Genomic DNA, 20,668 nt, shown 5'->3' with positions numbered 1-20,668 from the left:
TCCGGGCGCGGTCCGGGCGCGGTCCGGGCGCGGGCCTCGTCAGCCGAAGACCACGCAGGAGGCCGCGGGCACGTCGACCGCGCCCCCGCGCAGCGGCGTGCCGGTCTCGGGGTCGACGGCGAACCAGGTGACGTCCCCGGAGCGCTCATGGGCGGCGTACAGGAACCGTCCGGAGGGGTGCAGCGCCAGGTCGCGCGGCCAGTGCCCGCCGGACGGCACGGTGGCCGTGCGGCGGGCGGTGCCGCCCGCCGCGTCGAGCGCGAAGACGGACACGACGTCCTCGCCGCGCGTGGCGGTCCACAGGAAGCGGCCGTCGGGCGCGACGACGACCGCGGAGGGGTAGGCGTCGCCCGCGGGCGCCCCGGGCAGCACGGGCGTCTCCGTGAGCGGCTTGAGGGTGCCGTCGACGGCGTCCCAGGCGCACACGGTGAGGGTGGGCGAGAGCTCGTTCAGGACGTACGCGTGCGTGCCGTCCGGGTGGAAGGCCAGGTGGCGCGGCCCGGAGCCGGGGCGCAGGGCCACCTCGCGGTGCAGGGCGAGCCCGTCGTCGCCGAGCGCGCACACGCGGACGGAGTCGGTGCCGAGGTCGACGCTGACCACCCAGCGGCCGCTCGGGTCGGGCAGGACCTGGTGGGCGTGCGGGCCCTGCTGGCGCTGCGGGTGCGGGCCCGCGCCCTCGTGCCGCAGCACGCCCGCGGGGGCGGAGGCGAGGCCTCCGTCGGCCTTGACGGCGAGGGCGGTGACGCTGCCGGAGCCGTAGTTGGCGGCGAGCACGTGGCCGCCGTGCAGCGCGAGGTGCGTGGGCGCGTCCCCGTCGACGGGCACGGGCGGGCCGAGGGGCCGCAGCCCGTCCGCGCTCACGCGGAAGGCGGCGAGGGCGCCGTTCGACGTCTCGCTCACCGCGTACAGCGTGTCGGCGCCGGGCGCGAGCGCGAGGTACGACGGGTCGGGGACGGCGTCCGTCGCCGTGAGCGGGGTCAGCGCCCCGGTGTCCGGGTCGAGCGCCGCGCTGACGACACCGCGCCCGCCCGCCGCCGTGAAGGATCCGATGTACGCCCGCCGCGCCTGACTGCCCACTGCCTCGCCCCTCTCTCCGCGCGCGTGCCCCGGTCACGCACCGCGTCCCCAAGCCGTCGCGCGCCGGAACAGCGCGCGTGGGGGCGACGCTAGCAGCTGGTCTGGACCAACGGGTGCGGGGCTGCCGGGCACCGTACGGATCAGGCGGCCCGGGCTGCGAGGCTGGGGCTCCGACTCCGTCGGCTCAGGCTCCGGTCAGCGGTGCGCGCGTGGGCGCCTGCAGCGGTTCGGCGAGCTGGACCAGGGCCTGCTCCAGGCCGTGGACGTGGGCCAGCGCGCCCTCGACGACTCCGGTGTGGGGCGCGGCCGGCGAACCGAGCGCGGCTCCCGGCGTCGTCAGCGCCTCCACGGCGGCCTCCACGCGCCAGCACGCGGCCGCGAGGCGCTCGTCGTGCGAGGCCTCGACGTCGGCGGTGACGGACGCGAGGCCGCGCACCTCCCGGGCGCAGTCGTCCAGGAGGGCGAGCACCTGCCGCGCCCGCGCCTTGCGGGCGGCCAGCGGGTTGAGCGGGTGGAGGAGCGGCGCCAGGGACATCCGCACCTTGCCGAGCAGCACTTCGAGCTCGGCGACGTGCGGGGCCGGGTCGGCATGGGCCGAGCCCCGAAGACGGGCCGTGGCCATGTCCGTGCAGGTGTGCACGCAGCGCAGGGCCCGCTGGATCCACGCGTCGGTGGTGGCGTGGGTGGTGACGGGCAGGACGAGCAGGACGGCGAGGGCCGCGCCCGTCGCGCCGACCGCGGTCTCGGCGACGCGCAGGGCGAGCAGGGCCGGATCGAGCACGCCGAGCAGCCCGTACAGCAGGCCCGCCATGACCGTCACCGACAGCATCATCCAGGTGTACGACACGGCGGCGGTGTAGAAGATCCCGAAGACGCAGACGGCGACCAGGACCGCCGTGGGCACCGGCGCCGCGTGCAGCGGCACCGCGACGAAGAGGCCGATGACGACGCCGACGACCGTACCGGCCACGCGGCGGAAGCCCCGTACGAGGGTCTCGCCGCGCGAGGTGGTGTTCACGAACACCCACCAGGTGGCGCCGACGGCCCAGTACCAGCGCTCGTGCGACAGGGCCTGGCCGAGCGCCAGGGCGAAGGCCGCCCCGACGGTCGCCTGGACCGCCTGCCGTGTCGTCGCGCGGGCCAGGCCCCTGCCCGCCTCCGGAGCGGGCGCCACCGCCGGCGGAAGCCCGCGCTCGTAGCACCACAGACCGAACCGGACGGCCGACGACGCGCACAGCGAGAGGCCCACGGCGGCGAACAGCTCGGGCAACTGGCCGACCTGCGCGTGCAGGAACTGCGCCGCGAAGAAGGTCATGAAGGCGAACACGCCGAGCGAGTGCCCGCGCGGCCCCCACCGCCGTGCGTAGACGCCGGCGCCGGTGACGGCGAGGAACGCCGCGTCCCGCACCAGCGGCAGGTCGTGCAGCGACGCCGCGAGCGCGAGGACGGGGAAGCCCACGGCGGGCAGCAGCAGCGTGGTCACGGCCTGCCCGCGCACCGTCGTGTCCATGACGGTGAACAGGGCGAGCAGCGCCGCGAGGCCACCGATGATGGCCGCGACGAGGGAGTGCCCGACCAGGCCGCACAACGCGACGGCGGCTCCGATACCGAGCACGGCCCGACAGGCGCTGCGCAACCGCAGTCGACCTGGATCGGGCGCGACGAACACTGTCTTCAGCACCAGCGTGGTGACCCCTCTCCGTACCCGTTCCCGCACCGGCGATTTCCCGCCTGCATGACAAAGGCGCCGCGGGATCCGCAGCGCCATCGACGGGTACATCACATCATCAAGAGGCCCGATGGCTCAACCTGACCTGGTTCGACTGAGCCATTGGCATACTTGGACGTCCACATATTCCGCCATGAACAAGCCAACGGGTCAGCTCACACCCGCACGAGCGGCCGAGCCAGTACGTGCCGTTGATCGCGAGGTCGGTGCGGCCCCGGTAGCGGGCCGGGATCATCTCGTCGATCGCGGAGTTGATGGCCGCGTACTCGCCGCCGATGCCGAGCGCGATCACCATGCGGGTGTGGAACCGCGACCAGGGCAGCCGGTCGATGCGGGCGGGCACCGCGCTGCGGATGACGCCGTTCATGAAGTGCCTCCGTCGGGGTCGCCGTCGTGGCGGGCCTGTTCGGTCACCAGGCGTTCCAGGCGGTCGAAGCGGGCGTGCAGGGCCTCGGCGGTCTCGTCGCACAGGTGGTGCGCGGCCCGCTCGGCGTCGCGGGCCAGGTGATGGCGCCGCTTCTCGTCGCGCCCGACGAACCAGGTGGCCAGGGCGGCGGTCACCATGCCGTACGTGGTGATGCCGACGACCATCACGACCGTGCCCACGACCCGGCCCCACAGGGTCACCGGGTAGAAGTCGCCGTACCCGACCGTCGTCGCGGTCTCGACCGACCACCACAGGGCCTTCGGGTACGACGTGAGGTTGGCGTGCCGCGCGCCGTGCTCGGCGGCGACGACCGCCCACGAACCGACGAGCATCGTGACCCCGAGCACGGCCGTGGCCACGCCCGCCGCCCGCACGTGCAGCGAGCGCCCTTCCCGGCCGAGCAGCAGTTCGACCGCCCTGGTCCAGAATCCCGGCAGCATGGCCGGATTCTGCGCGGCGGGCGGCACCGGCCCGGTCCGGACGCGCGGCCCGGCGCCACGGGTCATCCCTTCGGCGGGCCGGACCCCGCGCCGCCGAGTTGCCGGACCTCGGCAGCCGATGTGATCTGGACAGAGCGACGAGCCACGGGGGAACACGCCGACCGGAGGACCGAGCGCATGACGGCGGAGCCCATCACGGAGACCTTCGCGTTCGCCTGCGGCGACTGCGGCCACGTCTGGAAGGCCTCCTTCCAGGTCGTGTTCTTCACCGACCCGACCGGCCAGAACACACAGGAGTACGTCGACGAGGCGGGCAGGGCGATCAGGACGCCGCTGTCCGACGCGGTGTGCCCCCGGTGCGAGGGGCGCAAGGTGCACGTCATGGCACCCGAGTTCGTGGACCGCGCGAACGCCGCGGAGCACGCCGAGCGCCCGCAGGGGCACCACCACCTGAGGCTCCCCCACCGCCACCACGACGCACCGCACGACGGGCCCACCGACGTACCGCCGTCCGCCTGACCCACGCCCCGGGAGACATCCGCGATGAACCCTCCGTACCGCCCCCGAACCTGACCGGGACTGACGTCTGACCGGAGCTGATGTGTGACCAGGGCTGACGTCGCCTCAGCCAGCCCCCTCCCGCGGCGGTCGCGCGCCCTTGACGCCGGGCCTCACCCGGTAGGGCAGCACCGTCACGGCCACGGACGGCAGGTCCTCCAGGACGTGGGCGAGGTGCTCGGCGGTGCCGCGGTGCAGCAGCCGCCCGAGGACCGTGCGGTAGGCGCGGTGCGGGATGAGGAGGGTGAGGGCGGTGTGCCCGTCGACGGTGGTGTCGGCCGCGAGGCCCATCACGGCCCGCTCCAGGCGCCGGTCCGGGCAGTCGACGATCTCCAGGGGTACGTCCGTCGCCCGGGTCTTCGACCACCGCGCCGCGAGCCGCTGGGCGCGCGGCGTGTCGACGGCGACGTGCACGGCCCGCACCTCGTCGGGGCGCAGCTCGTGCGCGTACCGCAGCGCCTGGAAGACGGCCGGGTCGAAGGCGTCCACCAGGATCTGCACCACGTGCCGCTGCCGGCGCGGCCGGTCGCTCTCCTCCGCGGGCGGCAGCGCCTCCAGGGCGGCGGCCTCGGCGCGGTACTCGCGGTTGATGCGTACGAGCAGCCACACGCCGAGCGGGAAGACCACGACGACCAGCCAGGCGCCCTCGGTGAACTTGGTGACCGCGAAGATCAGGACGACGGCCGCCGACACGACCGCGGCGGTCGCGTTGACGGCGATCTTCCAGGACCGGCCGGGTTCCCTGCGCCGCAGGTGGTAGGCGGTCAGACCGGCCCCGGCCATGGTGAAGGCGGTGAACACGCCGATCGCGTAGAGCGCCACCAGCTTGTCGACGTTGGCGTTGGTGACGAGCAGCAGGGTCAGGGACACCGCGGCCAGGCAGACGATGCCGTTGGAGAAGACGAGCCGGTGGCCGCGCCGGGTCAGCTGCCGGGGCAGGAAGCGGTCCTCGGCGACGAAGCTCGCCAGGTACGGGAAGCCCGTGAAGGGCGTGTTCGCCCCGGTGTAGAGGATCAGCGCGGTGGCGAGCTGCACGAAGACCAGACCCGCCGTGCCCGCCCAGCCCTCCCCGAACACGAAGTGCGCCTCCTGCGCGATCACCGTGGGGGTGCCGTCGGTGTACGGGATCGCGTGGGTGAGGTGGGCCAGCCAGGACACCCCGAGCACGAGGACCCCGAGCACACAGCTCATCGTGATCAGCGTGCGCCGGGCGTTGCCGCCCTGGGGCTCGCGGAACACGGAGATGCCGTTGGAGATCGCCTCCAGGCCGGTGAGCGACGAGCCGCCGTTGGCGAACGCGCGCAGGACCATGAACAGCGAGGCCCCGTACAGCCAGCCGTCCCCCGACTCCCCCAGCGGCACGGCCCCCGCGGCCCGCACGTCGGCGTGCGGCAGCTCCCCGAGGGCCCAGCGGACCGCGCCGACCACCATCATCAGGCCGACCGCGGTCATGAACAGGTACGCGGGCGCGGCGAAGACCCGGCCCGCCTCCCTGAGGCCCCGCAGATTGCCGTACGCCAGGATGAGGACCACGCCGACGCTGAAGGGCAGTTGGAGGTGGTCGATGCCGGTCCAGTCGTCCCCGACCAGGTGCGCGAGCGAGATCAGCGCGTTCGTGCCCGCCGAGACCTGCACGGCGACCGTGACGACGTAGTCCACGAGCAGCGCGACGGCGGCGATCTGGGCGACGTCCGGGCCGAAGTTCTCCCGCGCCACCACGTAGGAGCCGCCCGCGCGAGTGTAGATCATGACGACGTCGCTGTAACACAGCGTCAGCAGGACCAGGATCAGCAGGATCGCGCCGGTCACCGGCATGAGCAGTGTGAACGCGGCGACGCCGACGACGGGGACCAGGACGCGCAGTATCTCCTCGGAGCCGTACGCCGACGAGCTGACGCAGTCCGAGGCGAGCACGCCGAGCGCGGTGCGGTTGTCGAGCTTCTCCTTCCGGATGCGCGCGGTGACCAGAGGCGGACCGAGCAGCAGCCGCTTCAGGCGGTAGGAGAGCGGTTCCGGGATACCTGCGGCACGGTCGGTCGTGGACATGTGACCATGACACCGGCGGGCGCTCCCGAAACCGAGCGGCCACCCCGCCCGAGGGCCGATCGAGCGACGGCTTGATCGCATCATCGTTACCGTGTACCTGCCCATCCCGAGTCCACTCGCCCGAGAGGTTGCCAACCCCGTTGAACTGCGATAGGGCGACCGAACCGCGAACCGCGAACCGCGAACCGCGAACCGCGAACCGCGAACCGCGAACCGGCTGACGGGCGGCGGGGGCCGTGGTGTTCGGTAGCCGCCCCCTGCGCGTCCCCGTAGGACAGGACGCCCACCGCTGGAGCACGTTCCAAAGCGAACGGCTGCTCGTCGTCGCCGCCCGTACGGTCACGTCGACCGTGCGCGTCCTCGAGTCGCTGCCCGCCCTCGTGCGCGGGGACAGCCGCGTGGCCGTCGTCTTCGCGCACGACCCCACGTCCGCGTTCAGCGACGGTGTGCTCGGACTCCTGCACGACGCCGGCTGCCGGGTCATGCCGTGGGAGCAACTGGGCCGCGCCGCGCCCGACCTGATCCTCACCGCGAGCGAGAACATCGACGTGCCCGAGGGCGACTGCCCGGTCCTGGTGCTGCCGCACGGGGTGGGGTTCCAGAAGTACGTGCCGGACTCCCGCAGTTCGGGCGAGCGCCTGTCCGGCGTCGTACCGGACGCGCTCCTGGAGTCCGGCCGGGCCTGGCTCGCGATCTCGCACGCGTCCCAGGAGGAGCAGCTGCTCGCCACGTACCCCAAGGCCGCCGGGCGGACGCTGCTCGTCGGCGACCCGTGCTTCGACGAGCTGCACGGCAGCGCCGCGCGCAGGGCGGCGTACCGCGAGGCCCTGGGCGTCACGGAACGGCAGCGCCTGGTCGTGGTCAGCTCCACCTGGGGACCGACGTCGCTCCTCGGCCGCCATCCGGACCTGCCCGCCCGGCTCCTCGCGCAGCTGCCGTACGACAGCCACCGCGTCGGCGTCATCGCCCACCCCAACGTGTGGTCGGCGCACGGGGCGTGGCAGCTCAGGACCGCGCAGGCCGCCGCGCTGGACGCGGGCCTGCTCCTGCTGCCGCCCGTGCACGCGTGGCGGCCCGCGCTCGTCGCGGCGGACGTCGTCGTCGGGGACCACGGTTCGGTGACGCTGTACGGCGCGTCGCTCGGCACGCCGGTGCTGCTCGCCGCGTTCGGCGGCGACGCGGTGCCGGGGACGGCCGCGCACGACTTGGCGGCCGCGGCGCCCCGGCTCGACCCGGACGCCGACCTGCGCCGACAGATCGAACACGCCGCCCACGCGCACACGCCGCAGCGGTACGCCGATGTCGCCGCGCGGGCCTTCGGCGAGCCGGGGCAGGCGCTTGCCCGGCTGCGTACGGCCCTCTACCGGCTGCTCGGCCTCCCCGAACCGGACTCCGCACCGCCGTCCCCGCAGCTCCTGCCCGCCCCGGACCCGCCCGCCGAGCCGGTCACGTCCTGGCTCGTGACCACGGAGGTCACCCCGGTCGGCGAGGACGGCGGGCAGCCGGCCGTCTCCGTGCGCCGGTTCCCCGCGACCGTCGCGGGGCCCGTCCCCGAAGGGCCCTCGGTGTTCACCCATCTCGCGTGCGCGGACGACGAGGACGACCGGCACCTCACCGAGAGCGCTTCGGTGCTCCTCCACCATCGGCCCGCGGCGACGGCGGTCGGCGCGGTGCGCCGCCTCCAGGAGGCGCTGGCCCGGCTGCCCGGCGCTCTGCTGGCGGTGACGCCCGTGCGGGGCGGCGGCTTTCTGGCCGGGCTCCGGGACGGACGGGTCGTCGAGGCGACGGTCACGGGCGCCGCGCCGGACCCCGGTCTGCCCGCGGCGGTCGTCTACGCGTGCCTGCGCGCCGGGCGCCCGCTGGACGACGCGACGGTGACGCTCCGGGTCGACGGGGCACGGGACGCGGACGTCGCGCTGCGCCTTCGCCCCTCGTTGCCGCTGCGCTAGGGAGCGTCGTCCCCGCGTGCGAGCCGCTGCCGCAGCCGGTCCGCCGCGGGGTCGCCGCCCGCCTCGTAGATCTCGGCGGCCTCCGTCAGCCAGGCGCGCACGTCGGCTCCGGGGCCGCCGGTCCGTTCGGTGATGTCGGCGAGGCGCACCAGGGCCTGCGCCTTGTAGTGCGTCGCGTCGCGGGCGTCCAGGACGCGGACCGCCTCGCGCAGTTCGCGTACGGCCGACTCGGTGTCCCCCAGGTGGTCGTGGACGGCGCCGATGGCCGCCGTGGCGCGCGCCGCCATCCGCAGGTCCGGTTCCCGGCCGGCGAGCAGGTCCCGGCGTGCGTCGCGCAGGGTGGTGAGCGCGAGCGCGTGGTGGCCCGCGGCGTCGTGGGCGCAGCCGAGGAAGAAGGCCGCGATGGCCGCTCCGCGTGGTTCCTCCGCGCGTTCGTTGAGTGCGCGTGACGTCTCGTACGCCGCGACGGCCCGGAGCGGGTCGTGGCGGTCCCAGTACCGGCCGTAGAACTCCTGCACCGAGGCGCGCACGACGAGGTGGTCCGCAACCTCCGCGCAAGCCACGGCCGCTTCGAGCTCGGCCCGTGCCAGGTCGTCCTCGCCGAGGTCGAGCAGCGGCCGGGACAGCAGGCTGCGCAGCCGCGCCTCCGCGGCGGGCTCCACCGCGGCGGCGGCCGCCGCCGCGCCGAGTTCGAGCGACTCCCGCCACGCGCCGAGGTAGCGGTGGTGGAGGAACAGGGCCGAGAACGCCTCCGCGAGCGCCCACACCAGCGGATGGAACCCGTGCCGGGCCGCCGCCCGCAGCACGGCGAGCACGGCGTGGCGCTCGGCGTCCAGCCACTCCAGCGGGGGCGGTCCTGCCGCCGGTCCTTCTGTTGTGGCGAAGGGGTCGGTGCTGTCGCGCAGCAGCTGCGACAGGTCGGCGATCCGCAGCCGGTTCTGCCGCAGCGCCCGGTCCGCGAAGGCGGTGAGCGCCAGATAGTGCGTGCCCACGCGCAGGGTCAGCGCGGCTTCCGCGGTGGCCGGTTCCTCCGCGGCCGCCTGCTCCCGGGCGTGCAAGCGCACCAGTGCGTGCATGCGGTACCGGCCGTCGTCCGTCCGCTCCAGGAGGTGCGCGGCGACCAGCGCGGACAGCAGGGGCCGCACCCGCTCCACGTCGAGCTCCGCGGCAGCGGCGGCCACGCCCGCGTCGGCGGTGCCCGTCGGGAGCAGGCCCCAGAGCCGGTAGAGCCGGGCGGCGTCCGGCGGCAGCTGTCGGTAGGCGGGACCCAGGGCGGTGGACACCGAACGCTCCTCCCCGTGCAGGGACATTCCGGCCAGTCTTGCGGCTTCGTCGTCCAGCTCCGCGGCCAGCGACGCCATGGTGAGGGCGGCGTCGGTGAGCAGCCGGGCCGCCACGACCTGGAGGGCGACGGGCAGGCCGCCGCACAGCTCCACCAGGCGCTCGGCGGCGGCCCGTTCGGCCGCGACGGCCTGCTCGCCGCAGCGGTCGGCGAGCAGGGCGAGGCCTCCGTGGGCGTCGAGCGGCTCGACGGAGATCAAGCGGGCTCCGTCCAGGGCCAGTTCGCCGAGCCGTCCGTGGCTCGTGACGAGGACGGCGCTGCCCCGGCCCTTGGGGATCAGCGGCCGCACCTGCGCGGGACCGCTGACGTCGTCGATGACGACCAGGACGCACCGGTCGGCGGAGCAGGACCGGAACAGGCCCGCCCGCTCGGCGAGCGACGCCGGGATCCACGCGTCCGGGACGCCGAGGCCGCGCAGGCACCAGGCCAGGGCCTCGGAGACGTCCGCGCCCAGGGCCGCGGCGTCGCCCACCTGGCGGCGGAGCGCCGCGTAGTCCACGTACAGCTGCCCGCCGGGGAACCGGTCCCTGGCCCGGTCCGCCCAGTGCCAGGCCGTCGTCGTCTTCCCCACGCCGGGCATCCCGTCGAGCGCCGACACCCTGACGCGCCCGGACCCGTCGTCCTCGACGGCGAACGCCTGGTCCAGGACGGCCAGTTCGGCGGACCGGTTGCTGAAGGCGAAGGTCAGCGCGGGCACCTGGTCGGGCCGGACCACGGTTCCTGACGGCGGCGCGGGCGGGACGTGGAAGGTGATGCTGTGGACGTGGGCGGCCTGGACGACCGGGCCGTTGACCACGCCGCCGCTGATGGTGTTGGCGTGCGCGGGGGGTGTGTCGTGCCGGGGCGGGGCCGCGAGGTCCGCGAGGAGGCGGCGCAGTTCGTCGGCCGCGGCGGGGTCGGCCTGCAGCACGGCGAGCAGGCGCAGCCGCCAGGCGTCCTCGATGCGGGCGGCGGCGGTCGTGTCGCCGGCCGCGAGGGCGTGCTCCAGGCCGGCGCGGGCTTCCTGGAGGTCCGCCTCGGCCTCCGCGGTCTCCGCCGGGCCTCGTCGGCCGAGGAGCCGGACGAACCGGGCGAGGCGGGACTTCGCCCCCTCCCGTGCCTCCGATGACGCCGCCGACGCCATGAGCCCCACCACCGCGCCCGCTCCCTGCGCCGCGAGTGCCGCCAACTCGGCTTCCACACCGTCCCCTTCACGTCGCTTCCCGCCGGACCGGTCGGACCGGTCACGCGGGTCGGGTCGGGACCCCACCGTAGAGAGATCTTCGCGCCTTGGACACCCGGCTCACCGCGTGCCGCCCGTGGCACGAACCAGATCACGAGACGCCGGGGCGTGTCTCCCACATGTCCCGCAGGGACCGGCGGACGGAGGTCCTCGGGGCCCAGCCCAGAAGGTGGTGGGCGAGGCGGATGTCGGCCTGGGTCCAGTCGCCTCCGTTCGAGCGCACCGGGCCGCCGGTCAGGTCGAGCACGTCGGCGTCGTGTCCGGCCTCGACGACGAGCAGCTCGAGCATGCGGCGCATGTCGAGGGCCTCGCCCCGGCCGATGTTGACGATCCGGCCGACGAGCGAGGGCGAGGCTTCCGCCGCGCGGACGACCGCGTCGGCCAGGTCCCGTACGTCGACGTAGTCCCGCGCGGCCGCGCTCACCTTGAGCCGCAGCCGACCACCGGCCGGAAGGTCGCGCAGGCCGCGCACCACCGAGCCGAGGAAGCTGTCGGCGGCCACACCCGGACCGAACACGTTGACCGCCCGCAGCACGACGCCCTCCACGTGGCCGGCCCGGGTCGCGCGCAGCACGGCGTTCGAGCCGGCCAGCTTCGACCGTCCGTACGGACTGTTCGGACGCGGCTCGTACCACTCGTCGATCACCGTGCCGTGCGGCACCGGACCGTATTCGTGGATGGAACCGATCTGTACGAAACGGGGCGGTGCGGGCAGCAGGGCGGCGGCGTCCAGCAGGCGCTGGACGAGGTCGACATGGGCCCGCTGGTTCTCCGCCGTCGTGGCGAGCCAGCCTCCGGTGGCGTTCACCAGGAGCCGCGCACCGGCCGTGGCCAGGATCTCGGCGATCTCCGCACCGGAGGTCGCCGAGAGGTCCCGTTCGACGAAGAGGCGCCCGGCGGTCGCCGGTGGACGGTTCCTGGCGATCGCGAGGACCCGGTAGCCCGTCTCCTCGAAGGCCGAGGCGACGAGCGAGCCGACGCAACCCGTGGCGCCCAGGACCGCGACGACCGGTCGCGGTCCGTCAGCAGCAGCGTCATTCCGCACGTGCTCGCTCCCTCAGGCCGGCGTAACGGCCGGAATGGAATATCAGCGGGCTCACGTCCGCTCCGATGGACCAGTTCGTCGCCTCGGCGACCACCAGTTCGTGGTCGCCCTCGATCTGGACCGTTCTGATCCGGCAGTCCAGCCAGCCGAGTCCGTCGACCGGCACGGGCCGCCCCGCCGGGGTCCGGACCCACTCCACTCCTGCGAACCGGTCGGCGCCGCGTGCCGAGAAGGTGCGGCAGACCTCCTCCTGGGCATCGCTGAGGATCGTGACGGCGAAACCGCCCGTCGCCCGGACGGCCGGCCAGGTGGTCGAGGTCAGCGCCGCGCACAACGCGATCAACGGCGGGTCCAGCGACACGGAGGTGAAGGAATTCACCGCCATGCCCGCCGGCCCGCCGTCCGTCTCCGCGGTCACCAGCACCACTCCGGTGCCGAAACGTCCGAGCACGTCGCGGAAACCGCGCTGGGTCAGCACTGGTTCGTCCCCTGCCACCAGGAGGTGTTCGTGGTGTACCAGCGGACGGTCTCGGCCAGCCCCTCCTCGAACGGGACCCGGGGCGCGTAGCCGAGTGCCCGCAGTTTCGCGTCGGTCAGGGAATACCGGCGATCGTGACCAGGGCGGTCCGGGACCTTCTCCACCTTGCCCCAGCCCGCTCCGCAGGCAGCCAGGAGCCGGTCCGTCAGCTCCAGGTTGGTCAACTCGCGCGTGCCCGCGATGTGGTAGACCTCGCCGACCGCGCCCCGCTCGGCCGCGACCTGGATGCCGGAGCAGTGATCGGTGACATGGATCCAGTCCCGCACGTTCCCGCCGTCCCCGTAGAGCGGCACCGTGCCCCCGGTGAGCAGTCGGGTCACGAAGAGCGGGATGACCTTCTCCGGGAACTGGTAGGGCCCGTAGTTGTTGCCGCACCGCGTCATGACCACGGGCAGCCCGTGGGTGACGTGGTAGGCGCGCGCGAGCAGATCGCCGCTCGCCTTCGAGGCGGCGTACGGCGAGCTCGGCTCCAGGGGCGCGGTCTCGTCCCAGGAGCCGGAGTCGATGGAGCCGTACACCTCGTCGGTGGAGACATGGACGACGCGCCTGACCCCGGCGTCCAGACAGGCGTCGAAGAGCCGCTGCACCCCGAGCACGTTGGTGCGCACGAAGTCGGCGGCGCCCGCGATCGAGCGGTCCACGTGGGACTCGGCCGCGAAGTTCACCACCACGTCGTGTCCCGGCACCACCTTCTCCAGCAGGGCGGAGTCGCCGATGTCGCCGTGCACGAAGGTGAACCGCCCGTCCACCGGCGCCAGGTTCGCGAGGTTGCCCGCGTAGGTGAGCAGGTCGAGCACGGTCACCCGGGCGTCCCGCCAGGCCGGGTAGGCGCCGGTGAGCAGTTCTCGTACGTAGGCCGATCCGATGAAGCCGGCGCCGCCGGTCACGAGTACGCGCATATCTGCACCTTGCTGTGATCGCCGAGGACCAGGCGATGCGCCCGGGGCGTCCGCGGCGCCGGGGTCACCTCCACCTCGTGGCCGATGAGGGATGCCTCGATGCGCCGCACCCCGCGGATCGCGGCTCCGCGCAGGACGACGGAGTACTCCAGTTCGCTGTCGATGATCTGGCAGTCCTCGGCGACTGAGGTGAACGGCCCCAGGTAGGAGTCCTGCACCACGCTGCCGGGCCCGATGACGGCCGGACCCACGATGCGCGAGTTGCGCACCACGGCGCCGGGCGCCACCGTCACCCGGCCGATCAGCTCCGAGTCCCGCACCACACCGGCGAGGTCGGGTTCCATCGCCTCCAGGACGAGTCGGTTCACCTCCAGCATGTCGGCGACGTTGCCGGTGTCCTTCCAGTAGCCCTCGGTGACCGTCGCCGCGACCGGGTGACCGGCGTCGATCAGCCCGGAGATGGCATGGGTGATCTCCAGCTCGCCCCGGTCCGAGGGGGTCAGCCCGGCCACGACGGGATGCACCGCGGCAGTGAACATGTAGACCCCGACCAGCGCCAGATCGCTCTTGGGCTTCTCGGGCTTCTCCTCAAGGCCGATCAGCCGCCCGGCGTCGTCCAGCTCCGCCACGCCGAACGGACGCGGATCGGCGACCCGGGTCAGCAGGATGTGAGCGGCGGAGCGCTCCTCGCGGAAGCGGTCCACCAGCTCCGAGATGCCGCCGATCAGGAAGTTGTCCCCGAGGTACATGACGAAGTCGTCGTCGCCCAGGTACGCGCGGGCGATCAGCACGGCGTGCGCCAGGCCGAGCGGGGCCTCCTGCGGCAGGTAGGTGACGTTCAGGCCGAAGGCGGATCCGTCGCCGACGGCGCGCCGAATCTCCTCGGCGGTGTCGCCGACCACGATGCCGACGTCGGTGATGCCGGCTTCCGAGATCGCCTCCAGGCCGTAGAAGAGCACGGGTTTGTTCGCCACCGGTACCAGCTGTTTGGCCGATGTGTGCGTGATCGGCCGTAGCCGCGATCCCGCACCTCCGGCGAGGACCAATGCCTTCACTTCATCTCCCCTTTCCGTTCCACCGCACTGACGTCCGCACAGGGCCGAGTTCACGGGCGGAACGCGGCCGCGTTCTCCCTCGCCCACTCGGCGAAGCTCCGCGCCGGCCGACCCGTGACCGCCGACACCGTGTCGTGGACCTGGACCTCGGCGGGCTTAGGGCTGCCGAGGAAGTCCAGCGTGGCGTCGACGATGTCGGCCGGCATGTACGCGGTCATCTCCGCCCTGGCCTGCTCCGCGCTGATCTCCTCGTGCCGCAGCGGTCGGCCGATGGCCCGGCCGATCTCGGCGACCTGCGCCACGGGCGTGATCGCCGCGGGGCCGCTCAGCGGGTGGACGGCACCGTCGTGTCCGTCCTCGGTGAGCGCGACCCGGGCCACCGCCGCGATGTCGGCGGGGTCCACGGCGGCCAGCCCGACGTCCCTGAACGGCGTGCGCACCACGTCGCCGTGGGCGAGCTGTGCCGCCCACGCCCTGGTGTTGGACATGAACTGGCCGGGACGCAGGGACGTCCACTCGAGGCCGGAGTTCTGAGCCGCGCGCTCGGCCTCGGCGTGCAGCCGGCCGATCATGGAGTCCGGCCGGGTCTCCACCGCGATGGTGGACAGCACGACGACCCGGCGCACCCCGGCCTGCTTCGCCCGGTCCAGGACTTCGGCCTCCTCGCCGCACCTCATCAGGAAGAGGGCCTCCACCCCGGACAGCGCCGCAGTCAGTGACTCGGGGTCGCTCCAGTCCCCCTGGGCCACCTCCACACCAGCGGGGAATCCGGCCTTCGCGGCGTCCCGGGTGAGGGCCCTGACAGGAATGTGGGCGGTGCGCAGCTGCCGTAGCAGCGCACCGCCCACATTGCCGGTGGCTCCGAAGATCAGAATCACGCCTTCTCCCTCCGGAACGCGTCGGCGTGGTCCGATACCCACTGAGCGAAGGTGAGCCCCGGCCTGCCCAGGTAGACGTCGACCGGGGAGATCGGATGCGGTTGGCCGACCAGCTTCGCGAACATCCGCAGCCGGGCCTCGACGGCGTGCGGGGGAATGCCGACCTTGAGCCACTCCCCCCGCGCCTCGTCGTGGGTGAGCTCCTCGAAGCGGACCGGCTCGCCGAGGACGTCGCCGATGACGCGGGCCCGATCGGCGTAGCTGAGCGATTGAGGCCCGCTGAACAGCGGGGCGGCGCCGACGAGTTCGTCGGTCAGCAGTGCCTTGGCGGCCACCGCCGCGATGTCCTTCTCGTGCACCGGGGCGGTCTGTGCCTGTCCGAACGGAGACCTGGCCACGCCGGTGGCGCGGATCTGCCCGGCCCACTCCAGCGCGGTCGCGGCGAATCCGCCGGCCGGCCGCAGGAAGGTCCACTCCAGGCCGGACTCCTCGATCTGCCGCTCCAGATCGCGGTGCCTGACGGCGATCTGGTTCTTCGGATCGTCGTCCAGCACCGAGTACGACGACAGCGCGACGATGCGCCGGACCCCGGCCTGCTTCGCCCGCGCGATCACCTCGGCGGGACCGTCGGGGAACGCGGCCGTGACGAGGAAGACCGAGGTCACTCCGTCCATGGGCAGGTCGGCGGTGGCCGCGACCTCGGCTTGCCCGGGCAGGCCCGCCCGGTCCGGGTCGCGGGTCAGCGCCCGCACCTTCCGGTCGGCCGCGAGAAGTTCGGCCACCAGTGGCCGGCCGACGCGGCCAGTGGCTCCAGTCACCAGGATCACAGCTGTCTCCTCGTTGTTTCTGTGCTGTTTCTGCACGGGGGTTGCGGCGCCGGGTCAGGACTGCCCGGCCGTCAGTCCCTGGACGAATTCCAACGCGGCGGGTTCGAACTGCATCACGGCGTGGCCGGCGACCGAGTGCACGTCCCGCCAGAACCGCTGCAGCGGATGGCCGTCCTCCTGCGCCCGGGTGCCGCCGATGCGCGTCAGCCGGTCGGTGGCGTCCACCAGCATGCCCAGCGCCTGTGCGCCGTCCCTGCGGTTGCGGCGCACCAGCTCGGGTGTGACGGCGCCGCCGTCCAGCACGGCGGCGGCCCGCTCAAGCAGCAGCTGGGCCGCGTCGATCTCCGCGGCCGCCCTGGCCAGTTCCACCTGGTAGGCCTGGCCCGCGGCGGCCCGGGGTCCGGTCGGGGCGATCGCGATGAGCTGCGTGGCCACCGCGAGCGCACCCCGGGCCGCTCCCAGCACCGGGGCGACGAAGGTCTGCCCGTTCACCGCGACGTTGGGCACCGGCGGACGGGCCGCGCCCGCGACCACCCCGCGCATCGCGTCCTCGCGCAGACAGACCCGGTGTTCGGGCACGAACACGTCATCCAGGAGGAGCGTGTGGCTGCCGGTGCCACGCATCCCGAGGGAGTTCCAGGTGTCCTCGAAGGTGTAGTCCTGGCGTGGCACGGCGAACAGCCGCATCGGCTGCCCGCCGGACTTCGGCCCCGGGGCCGGGCCGGTGAGCAGCGCCCAGTCGGAGAACTCGACGCCGCTGACGTAGCTCCAGGACCCGGAGAGCCGGAACCCGCCGTCCACCGCGACCGCGGTACCCAGCGGCTTGATGACGGCCACCATCAGCGTGTCGGGGGTGTCGCTCCAGATGTCGGCCTGGGCCTGCTCGGGCAGGCAGACCGCGTACCGGGCGGAGTAGGCGGACAGCGAGGCCAGCCAGGCCGTCGAGGCGCACTCCTCGCCGATGCGCGTGATCGCTGAGGTCAGCTCGGCGTAGCTGCCCTCCGCGCCGCCCCAGCGGGTGGGCACCAGCCACCGGGCGAACCCGGCGGCCACCACCTCCCGCATCAACTCGGGGCTCACTCGCCGCTCCGCGTCGGTCTGAGTGGCCTGCGCCCCGGCGAGTTTGGCGACCTCGATCACTGCCGCAGACGTCTCTGTCGTGGATGACATGTCGATCCTTACCTCATTTCGTAGGCCGTTCAGGATCGGGTGGGTTCACCGCCCCTGGACGGTGGGATGTGGTGATTGACACGGAAGAGGTCGTTCGGGTCGTACTCGGCCTTCAGCTCGGCCAGCCGCCGGTAGTTCGCCTCGGTGTAGGCCAGCCTGACCCGCTCGGGGGCCGAGTCGTAGTCGAACAGGAACCCCGGGAGCATGGCGCCGGTGTCCCAGTGCCGCAGCCGTTCCAGCACCTCGTCGATCGTCTTGCGCGCGGCGTCGGCCTGCTCGGCCGGAGCCGGCAGCCGGGTCCACAGGTGAAAGGCCGCGCCCTGGGTGCTGGCCGCGTGCGGGTGGCGCGGCGCCCGGTCGAGCGCCCCGCCCAGGTAGCGGAGCTCGATGTTGGGGAACGGGCCGTCGCCGGGCACCGCCGGATCGATGAACGAGACCAGCTCCTTGACGGCCTCGTCGTCGAGTTCGCGCAGCAGCGCGCTGCGTAGGTGTGCCATGACGGGGAACTTGGGGTCGTGGTAGATCTCGGTGATCTTCGAGTACGGCAGGGCGCCGCAGGTGTCCTTCTCCGGGCCGAGCGCGCGCAACGGCTCGATCAGCCGCGCGCCCTCGGCCACGTCGCCCGTGTGGACAAGGCGGAACTGGACGTGCGAGCGCCCCCGGAACTCGTCGGGCAGCTGCGGCGCGTCGGGGAAGCGCAGCAGCGCCATCGTGGCCGACATCTCGTCCGGCTGTTCCTTGAGCCAGGCCAGGTAGGAGCTCACCACGTGGGCGGCATGCTCGGGGTCCTCGCCCGGGTAGTAGAGCTCACCGGCGTAGACGGTGCGCAGCGGCAGCAGCTCGATCTCGGCGGCGACCACCACGCCGAAGTTGCTCTTGCCGCCTCGTACCGCCCAGAAGAGGTCGGGTTCCTGGGTGGGCGAGACGGTGCGCAGCCGGCCGTCGGCGGTGACGAGGTCCAGCGAGCGGACGTAGTCGGCGGCGAAGCCGTAGGTACGGCAGGTCAGCGGGAGCCCGCCGCCGGTCAGATAGCCCATCACCCCGACCAGTTCGGAGGAGCCGTTGAGCGGCCCGAGGCCGTGCTCGGCCGCGGCCTCGACCACCGTGTCCCACTGCAGCCCGGCTCCGATCCTGGCGGTGCGGGAATCCGGGTCCACCGACAGTTCGCGCAGCTCCCGGGTAACGATGAACACGGCTCCGTCGGAGGGCACCGACTTGCCGTGTCCGGTCGACTGCACCGCGACCGGGCGTCCCGTCCGCGCCGCGAACCGGACTGCGGAGGCCACGTCGTCGCCGTCGTGGGCGATGACGACGGCCGCGGGCCGATGCTCGACCGTCAGCAGCCAGCCGGAGATGGTCTCCTCGAAGCCCTCGTCACCGGGGTAAAGGGTGCGCCCGCGGACCGGCGTGGCCAGGCTCACCACGTCGTGCCAGGCCGCCGGCTCGTCACGGACGCGGTCGCCGGTGAACTCGGCCGATGTGGTGTGCACCAGCGCGCCGTCGGCGCCGTACACCTCGGCGTCGGCGCTCCCGTGGTAGCGGGCGCCCTCCAAGCGGGCCTCGACACGGATCCGCACATGGCCCGACTGACCGGAGGCGGCGGTGAAGGTCTCGGTGAACTCGTAGGAGAACCGGTCGGGTTCCCCCGTGCTCCAGACCCCGGTGCCCACGCTGACGGGAGTGCGCAGCGCGACCGTGCCGTCGGTCGCGAAGGAGAGGGTCCAGTGGTCCGTCTCGCCGTCGCGGTGAACCTCACCGGTCCAGACGCCCACGGGCGTTCGGACCGCTTCGGCCGAGTTGTTCGTGTCGTGCATGTCAGCTTCCCGCCTTCTCGAAGGACTCCGCCGCGTCGTCGCCCGTCTCCGGGACCGGCGGAGGGGCCGGCATCCCGGCGTTGCGCAGCAGGGCCGCGGCGCCCACGGCCAGCAGCACGGCGAGCACCGAACCGACGATCGCGATCGCCTGCAGGCCGTCCACGAAGGCGTCACGGGCCACCGAAAGCAGCCGGGATCCGACCTCGGCCGGCAGCTCGTGCGCGACTTCCACCGCGGCGGCGAGGGTGTCCTTGGCCGTGTCGCCGCTCGCGGCGGGCACCCCGTCGGGGAGGGAGTCCTCCAGATGGGTGCGGTAGACCGCGAAGCCGACACTGCCGATCACCGCGATGCCCAGGGCGCTGCCGAGCTCGGTGCCGGTCGAGGCCATCGCGGACGCGGCACCGGCCCGCTCGGGCGGTGCGGATCCCACGATCAGTCCGGTGCCCATCGAGACCATCGGCCCGAGCCCGAATCCGATGACGGCCGCTCCGGTCACCGCGATCCACAGGTCGGAGGGACCACTGACCTGGCTCAGCACCACCATGCCGAGCGCGCTGACCACCAGGCCGCCGGCGAGCAGCATGTTCATCTTGATGCGGCCCGCGAAGGCCGGGGCCCCCATGGCGCCGATCATGACCGCGACAGTGGTGGGGAGCGACCAGAGGCCGGCTTCGAGCGGGGACAGCCCGCGCACCAGCTGCAGGTACTGCATGACGAAGAACTGTGAGGCGGCGGAGAGCAGGGTCGCCAGGACGAGCATGCTCAGGGCGATGCCGAACAGGCCGTTGCGGAACAGTGCGAGGTCGACCAGCGGCTGTTCGATCCGGCGCTGGCGGGAGACGAAGAGGAACGCCAGCACCACGCCGAGGACGATGGCGATGCCCGACTCGACCTCCAGGCCGTCCTCGGCGATCCGCTTGAGGCTGAAGACCAGGGCGAGGATCCCGACGATGGACATGATCGCGCTGAGGAAATCAGGGCGGGCGACCGACTCGTCCCGGTACTCGGGCAGCACTAAGGGGCCGCACACGATCAGCAGCACCATGATGGGGACGCCGAGCAGAAAGACCGAGCCCCACCAGAAGGCTTCCAGGAACGCGCCGCCGACCAGCGGTCCGATCACCGTGCCGAGGCCGAAGAAGCCGGTCCAGGCCCCGATCGCGACACCCTGCTGCTTGGGATCCCGGAACATGATCCGGATCAGGGAGAGGGTGGACGGCATCAGCGTGGAGCCCGCGATGCCCAGCAGCGCCCGAGCGGCGATGAGCATCACCGGGTTGACCGCGAACGCCGTGAGCACCGAGGCCACGCCGAAGGCGGCCGCGCCGAGCATCAGCAGCCGCCGACGGCCGATCCTGTCACCGATCGCGCCACTGGTGATGAGGCAGCCGGCAATGATGAATCCGTAGATGTCCACGATCCACAGCAACTCGGTGTTGCCGGGCCGCAGATCGGCGGTGAGCGCGGGCAGTGCCAAGTGCAGGACGGTCAGGTCCATGGCGATGAGTAGGGTGGGGAGCGCGAGAACCGCCAGCCCCAGCCACTCCTTGCGGGTCGCTCGCGGCGCTGCCGTCGAATCGACTTCGGTACTCAACGGGAGTCTCCTTGGCGTTGTCTGCGGAACGCTGGACGACGGAACCGTAGAACCTCAA

16 protein-coding genes and 1 pseudogene are annotated in these 20,668 nt (G+C 73.2%); 2 read left to right on the top strand and 15 right to left on the bottom strand.

From position 1 onward, the window contains the following. Positions 1-39: 39 nt before the first annotated feature. From ACFWZ5_RS05550 to ACFWZ5_RS05535, 4 genes and pseudogenes are all read right to left on the bottom strand, one after another. Positions 40-1,077, bottom strand: coding sequence for a lactonase family protein (locus ACFWZ5_RS05550; RefSeq protein ID WP_384789565.1), 1,038 nt, complete (start codon positions 1,075-1,077; stop codon positions 40-42). Positions 1,078-1,261: 184 nt separating this feature from the next. Further along, on the bottom strand, positions 1,262-2,758 hold the full coding sequence (locus ACFWZ5_RS05545) for an FUSC family protein (RefSeq protein WP_384789568.1): 1,497 nt from the start codon (positions 2,756-2,758) through the stop codon (positions 1,262-1,264). Between the two features lie 196 nt (positions 2,759-2,954). Then, positions 2,955-3,122: pseudogene (locus tag ACFWZ5_RS05540) on the bottom strand (MFS transporter); the annotation flags it as partial. 47 nt (positions 3,123-3,169) lie between these two features. Further along, on the bottom strand, positions 3,170-3,673 hold the full coding sequence (locus ACFWZ5_RS05535; RefSeq protein WP_384789570.1) for a potassium channel family protein: 504 nt from the start codon (positions 3,671-3,673) through the stop codon (positions 3,170-3,172). Positions 3,674-3,850: 177 nt separating this feature from the next. Here ACFWZ5_RS05535 and ACFWZ5_RS05530 point away from each other — a divergent pair, with 177 nt between their 5' ends. After that, positions 3,851-4,192, top strand: a complete 342-nt coding sequence (locus tag ACFWZ5_RS05530; RefSeq protein WP_384789573.1) for a hypothetical protein — start codon at positions 3,851-3,853, stop codon at positions 4,190-4,192. 105 nt (positions 4,193-4,297) lie between these two features. On the opposite strand, the gene ACFWZ5_RS05525 is transcribed toward ACFWZ5_RS05530, so the two are convergent. Continuing rightward, positions 4,298-6,277 carry an APC family permease gene (locus tag ACFWZ5_RS05525; protein ID WP_384789576.1) on the bottom strand — a complete coding sequence of 660 codons (1,980 nt, stop codon included), beginning with the start codon at positions 6,275-6,277 and terminating at the stop codon, positions 4,298-4,300. Between the two features lie 236 nt (positions 6,278-6,513). Between ACFWZ5_RS05525 and ACFWZ5_RS05520 the strand changes: the two genes are divergently transcribed. Beyond that, the gene (locus tag ACFWZ5_RS05520; RefSeq protein ID WP_384890458.1) at positions 6,514-8,226 is read left to right on the top strand and encodes a hypothetical protein; all 1,713 of its coding nucleotides are present in this window, start codon (positions 6,514-6,516) and stop codon (positions 8,224-8,226) included. Here the strand turns inward: ACFWZ5_RS05520 and ACFWZ5_RS05515 are convergent. From ACFWZ5_RS05515 to ACFWZ5_RS05470, 10 genes are all read right to left on the bottom strand, one after another. Beyond that, positions 8,223-10,748 carry an NB-ARC domain-containing protein gene (locus ACFWZ5_RS05515; RefSeq protein WP_384789582.1) on the bottom strand — a complete coding sequence of 842 codons (2,526 nt, stop codon included), beginning with the start codon at positions 10,746-10,748 and terminating at the stop codon, positions 8,223-8,225. The genes ACFWZ5_RS05520 and ACFWZ5_RS05515 overlap by 4 nt on opposite strands. 133 nt (positions 10,749-10,881) lie before the next feature. Beyond that, entirely contained in the window at positions 10,882-11,835 is a 954-nt protein-coding gene (locus tag ACFWZ5_RS05510; protein ID WP_384789585.1) for an NAD-dependent epimerase/dehydratase family protein, read from the bottom strand. Then, on the bottom strand, positions 11,825-12,313 hold the full coding sequence (locus tag ACFWZ5_RS05505) for a flavin reductase family protein (RefSeq protein ID WP_384789588.1): 489 nt from the start codon (positions 12,311-12,313) through the stop codon (positions 11,825-11,827). The genes ACFWZ5_RS05510 and ACFWZ5_RS05505 overlap by 11 nt, the downstream gene beginning before the upstream one ends. Next, the gene (gene rfbB, locus ACFWZ5_RS05500; protein WP_384789591.1) at positions 12,307-13,272 is read right to left on the bottom strand and encodes a dTDP-glucose 4,6-dehydratase; all 966 of its coding nucleotides are present in this window, start codon (positions 13,270-13,272) and stop codon (positions 12,307-12,309) included. Before rfbB ends, ACFWZ5_RS05505 begins: the two co-directional genes overlap by 7 nt. Next, positions 13,257-14,327, bottom strand: coding sequence for a glucose-1-phosphate thymidylyltransferase (locus tag ACFWZ5_RS05495; RefSeq protein ID WP_384789594.1), 1,071 nt, complete (start codon positions 14,325-14,327; stop codon positions 13,257-13,259). Before ACFWZ5_RS05495 ends, rfbB begins: the two co-directional genes overlap by 16 nt. A gap of 50 nt (positions 14,328-14,377) precedes the next feature. After that, complete coding sequence (locus tag ACFWZ5_RS05490) at positions 14,378-15,205, bottom strand: NAD(P)H-binding protein (RefSeq protein WP_384789597.1); 828 nt, start codon at positions 15,203-15,205, stop codon at positions 14,378-14,380. Further along, positions 15,202-16,032, bottom strand: a complete 831-nt coding sequence (locus ACFWZ5_RS05485; protein WP_384789600.1) for an SDR family oxidoreductase — start codon at positions 16,030-16,032, stop codon at positions 15,202-15,204. Before ACFWZ5_RS05485 ends, ACFWZ5_RS05490 begins: the two co-directional genes overlap by 4 nt. A gap of 54 nt (positions 16,033-16,086) precedes the next feature. Then, the gene (locus ACFWZ5_RS05480; protein WP_384789603.1) at positions 16,087-17,202 is read right to left on the bottom strand and encodes an acyl-CoA dehydrogenase family protein; all 1,116 of its coding nucleotides are present in this window, start codon (positions 17,200-17,202) and stop codon (positions 16,087-16,089) included. Between the two features lie 29 nt (positions 17,203-17,231). After that, positions 17,232-19,016, bottom strand: a complete 1,785-nt coding sequence (locus tag ACFWZ5_RS05475) for an FAD-binding oxidoreductase (protein WP_384789606.1) — start codon at positions 19,014-19,016, stop codon at positions 17,232-17,234. 1 nt (position 19,017) lies between these two features. Beyond that, a complete protein-coding gene (locus ACFWZ5_RS05470; RefSeq protein WP_384789609.1) occupies positions 19,018-20,610 on the bottom strand; it encodes an MFS transporter in 1,593 nt (530 codons plus the stop codon). Positions 20,611-20,668 lie beyond the last annotated feature (58 nt).

It is taken from the genome of Streptomyces sp. NPDC059003, assembly GCF_042740445.1.
Lineage (GTDB): Bacteria > Actinomycetota > Actinomycetes > Streptomycetales > Streptomycetaceae > Streptomyces.
The sequence above is the reverse complement of the archived record's forward strand: the minus strand, read 5'-3'. Positions and strand labels throughout refer to the sequence as shown.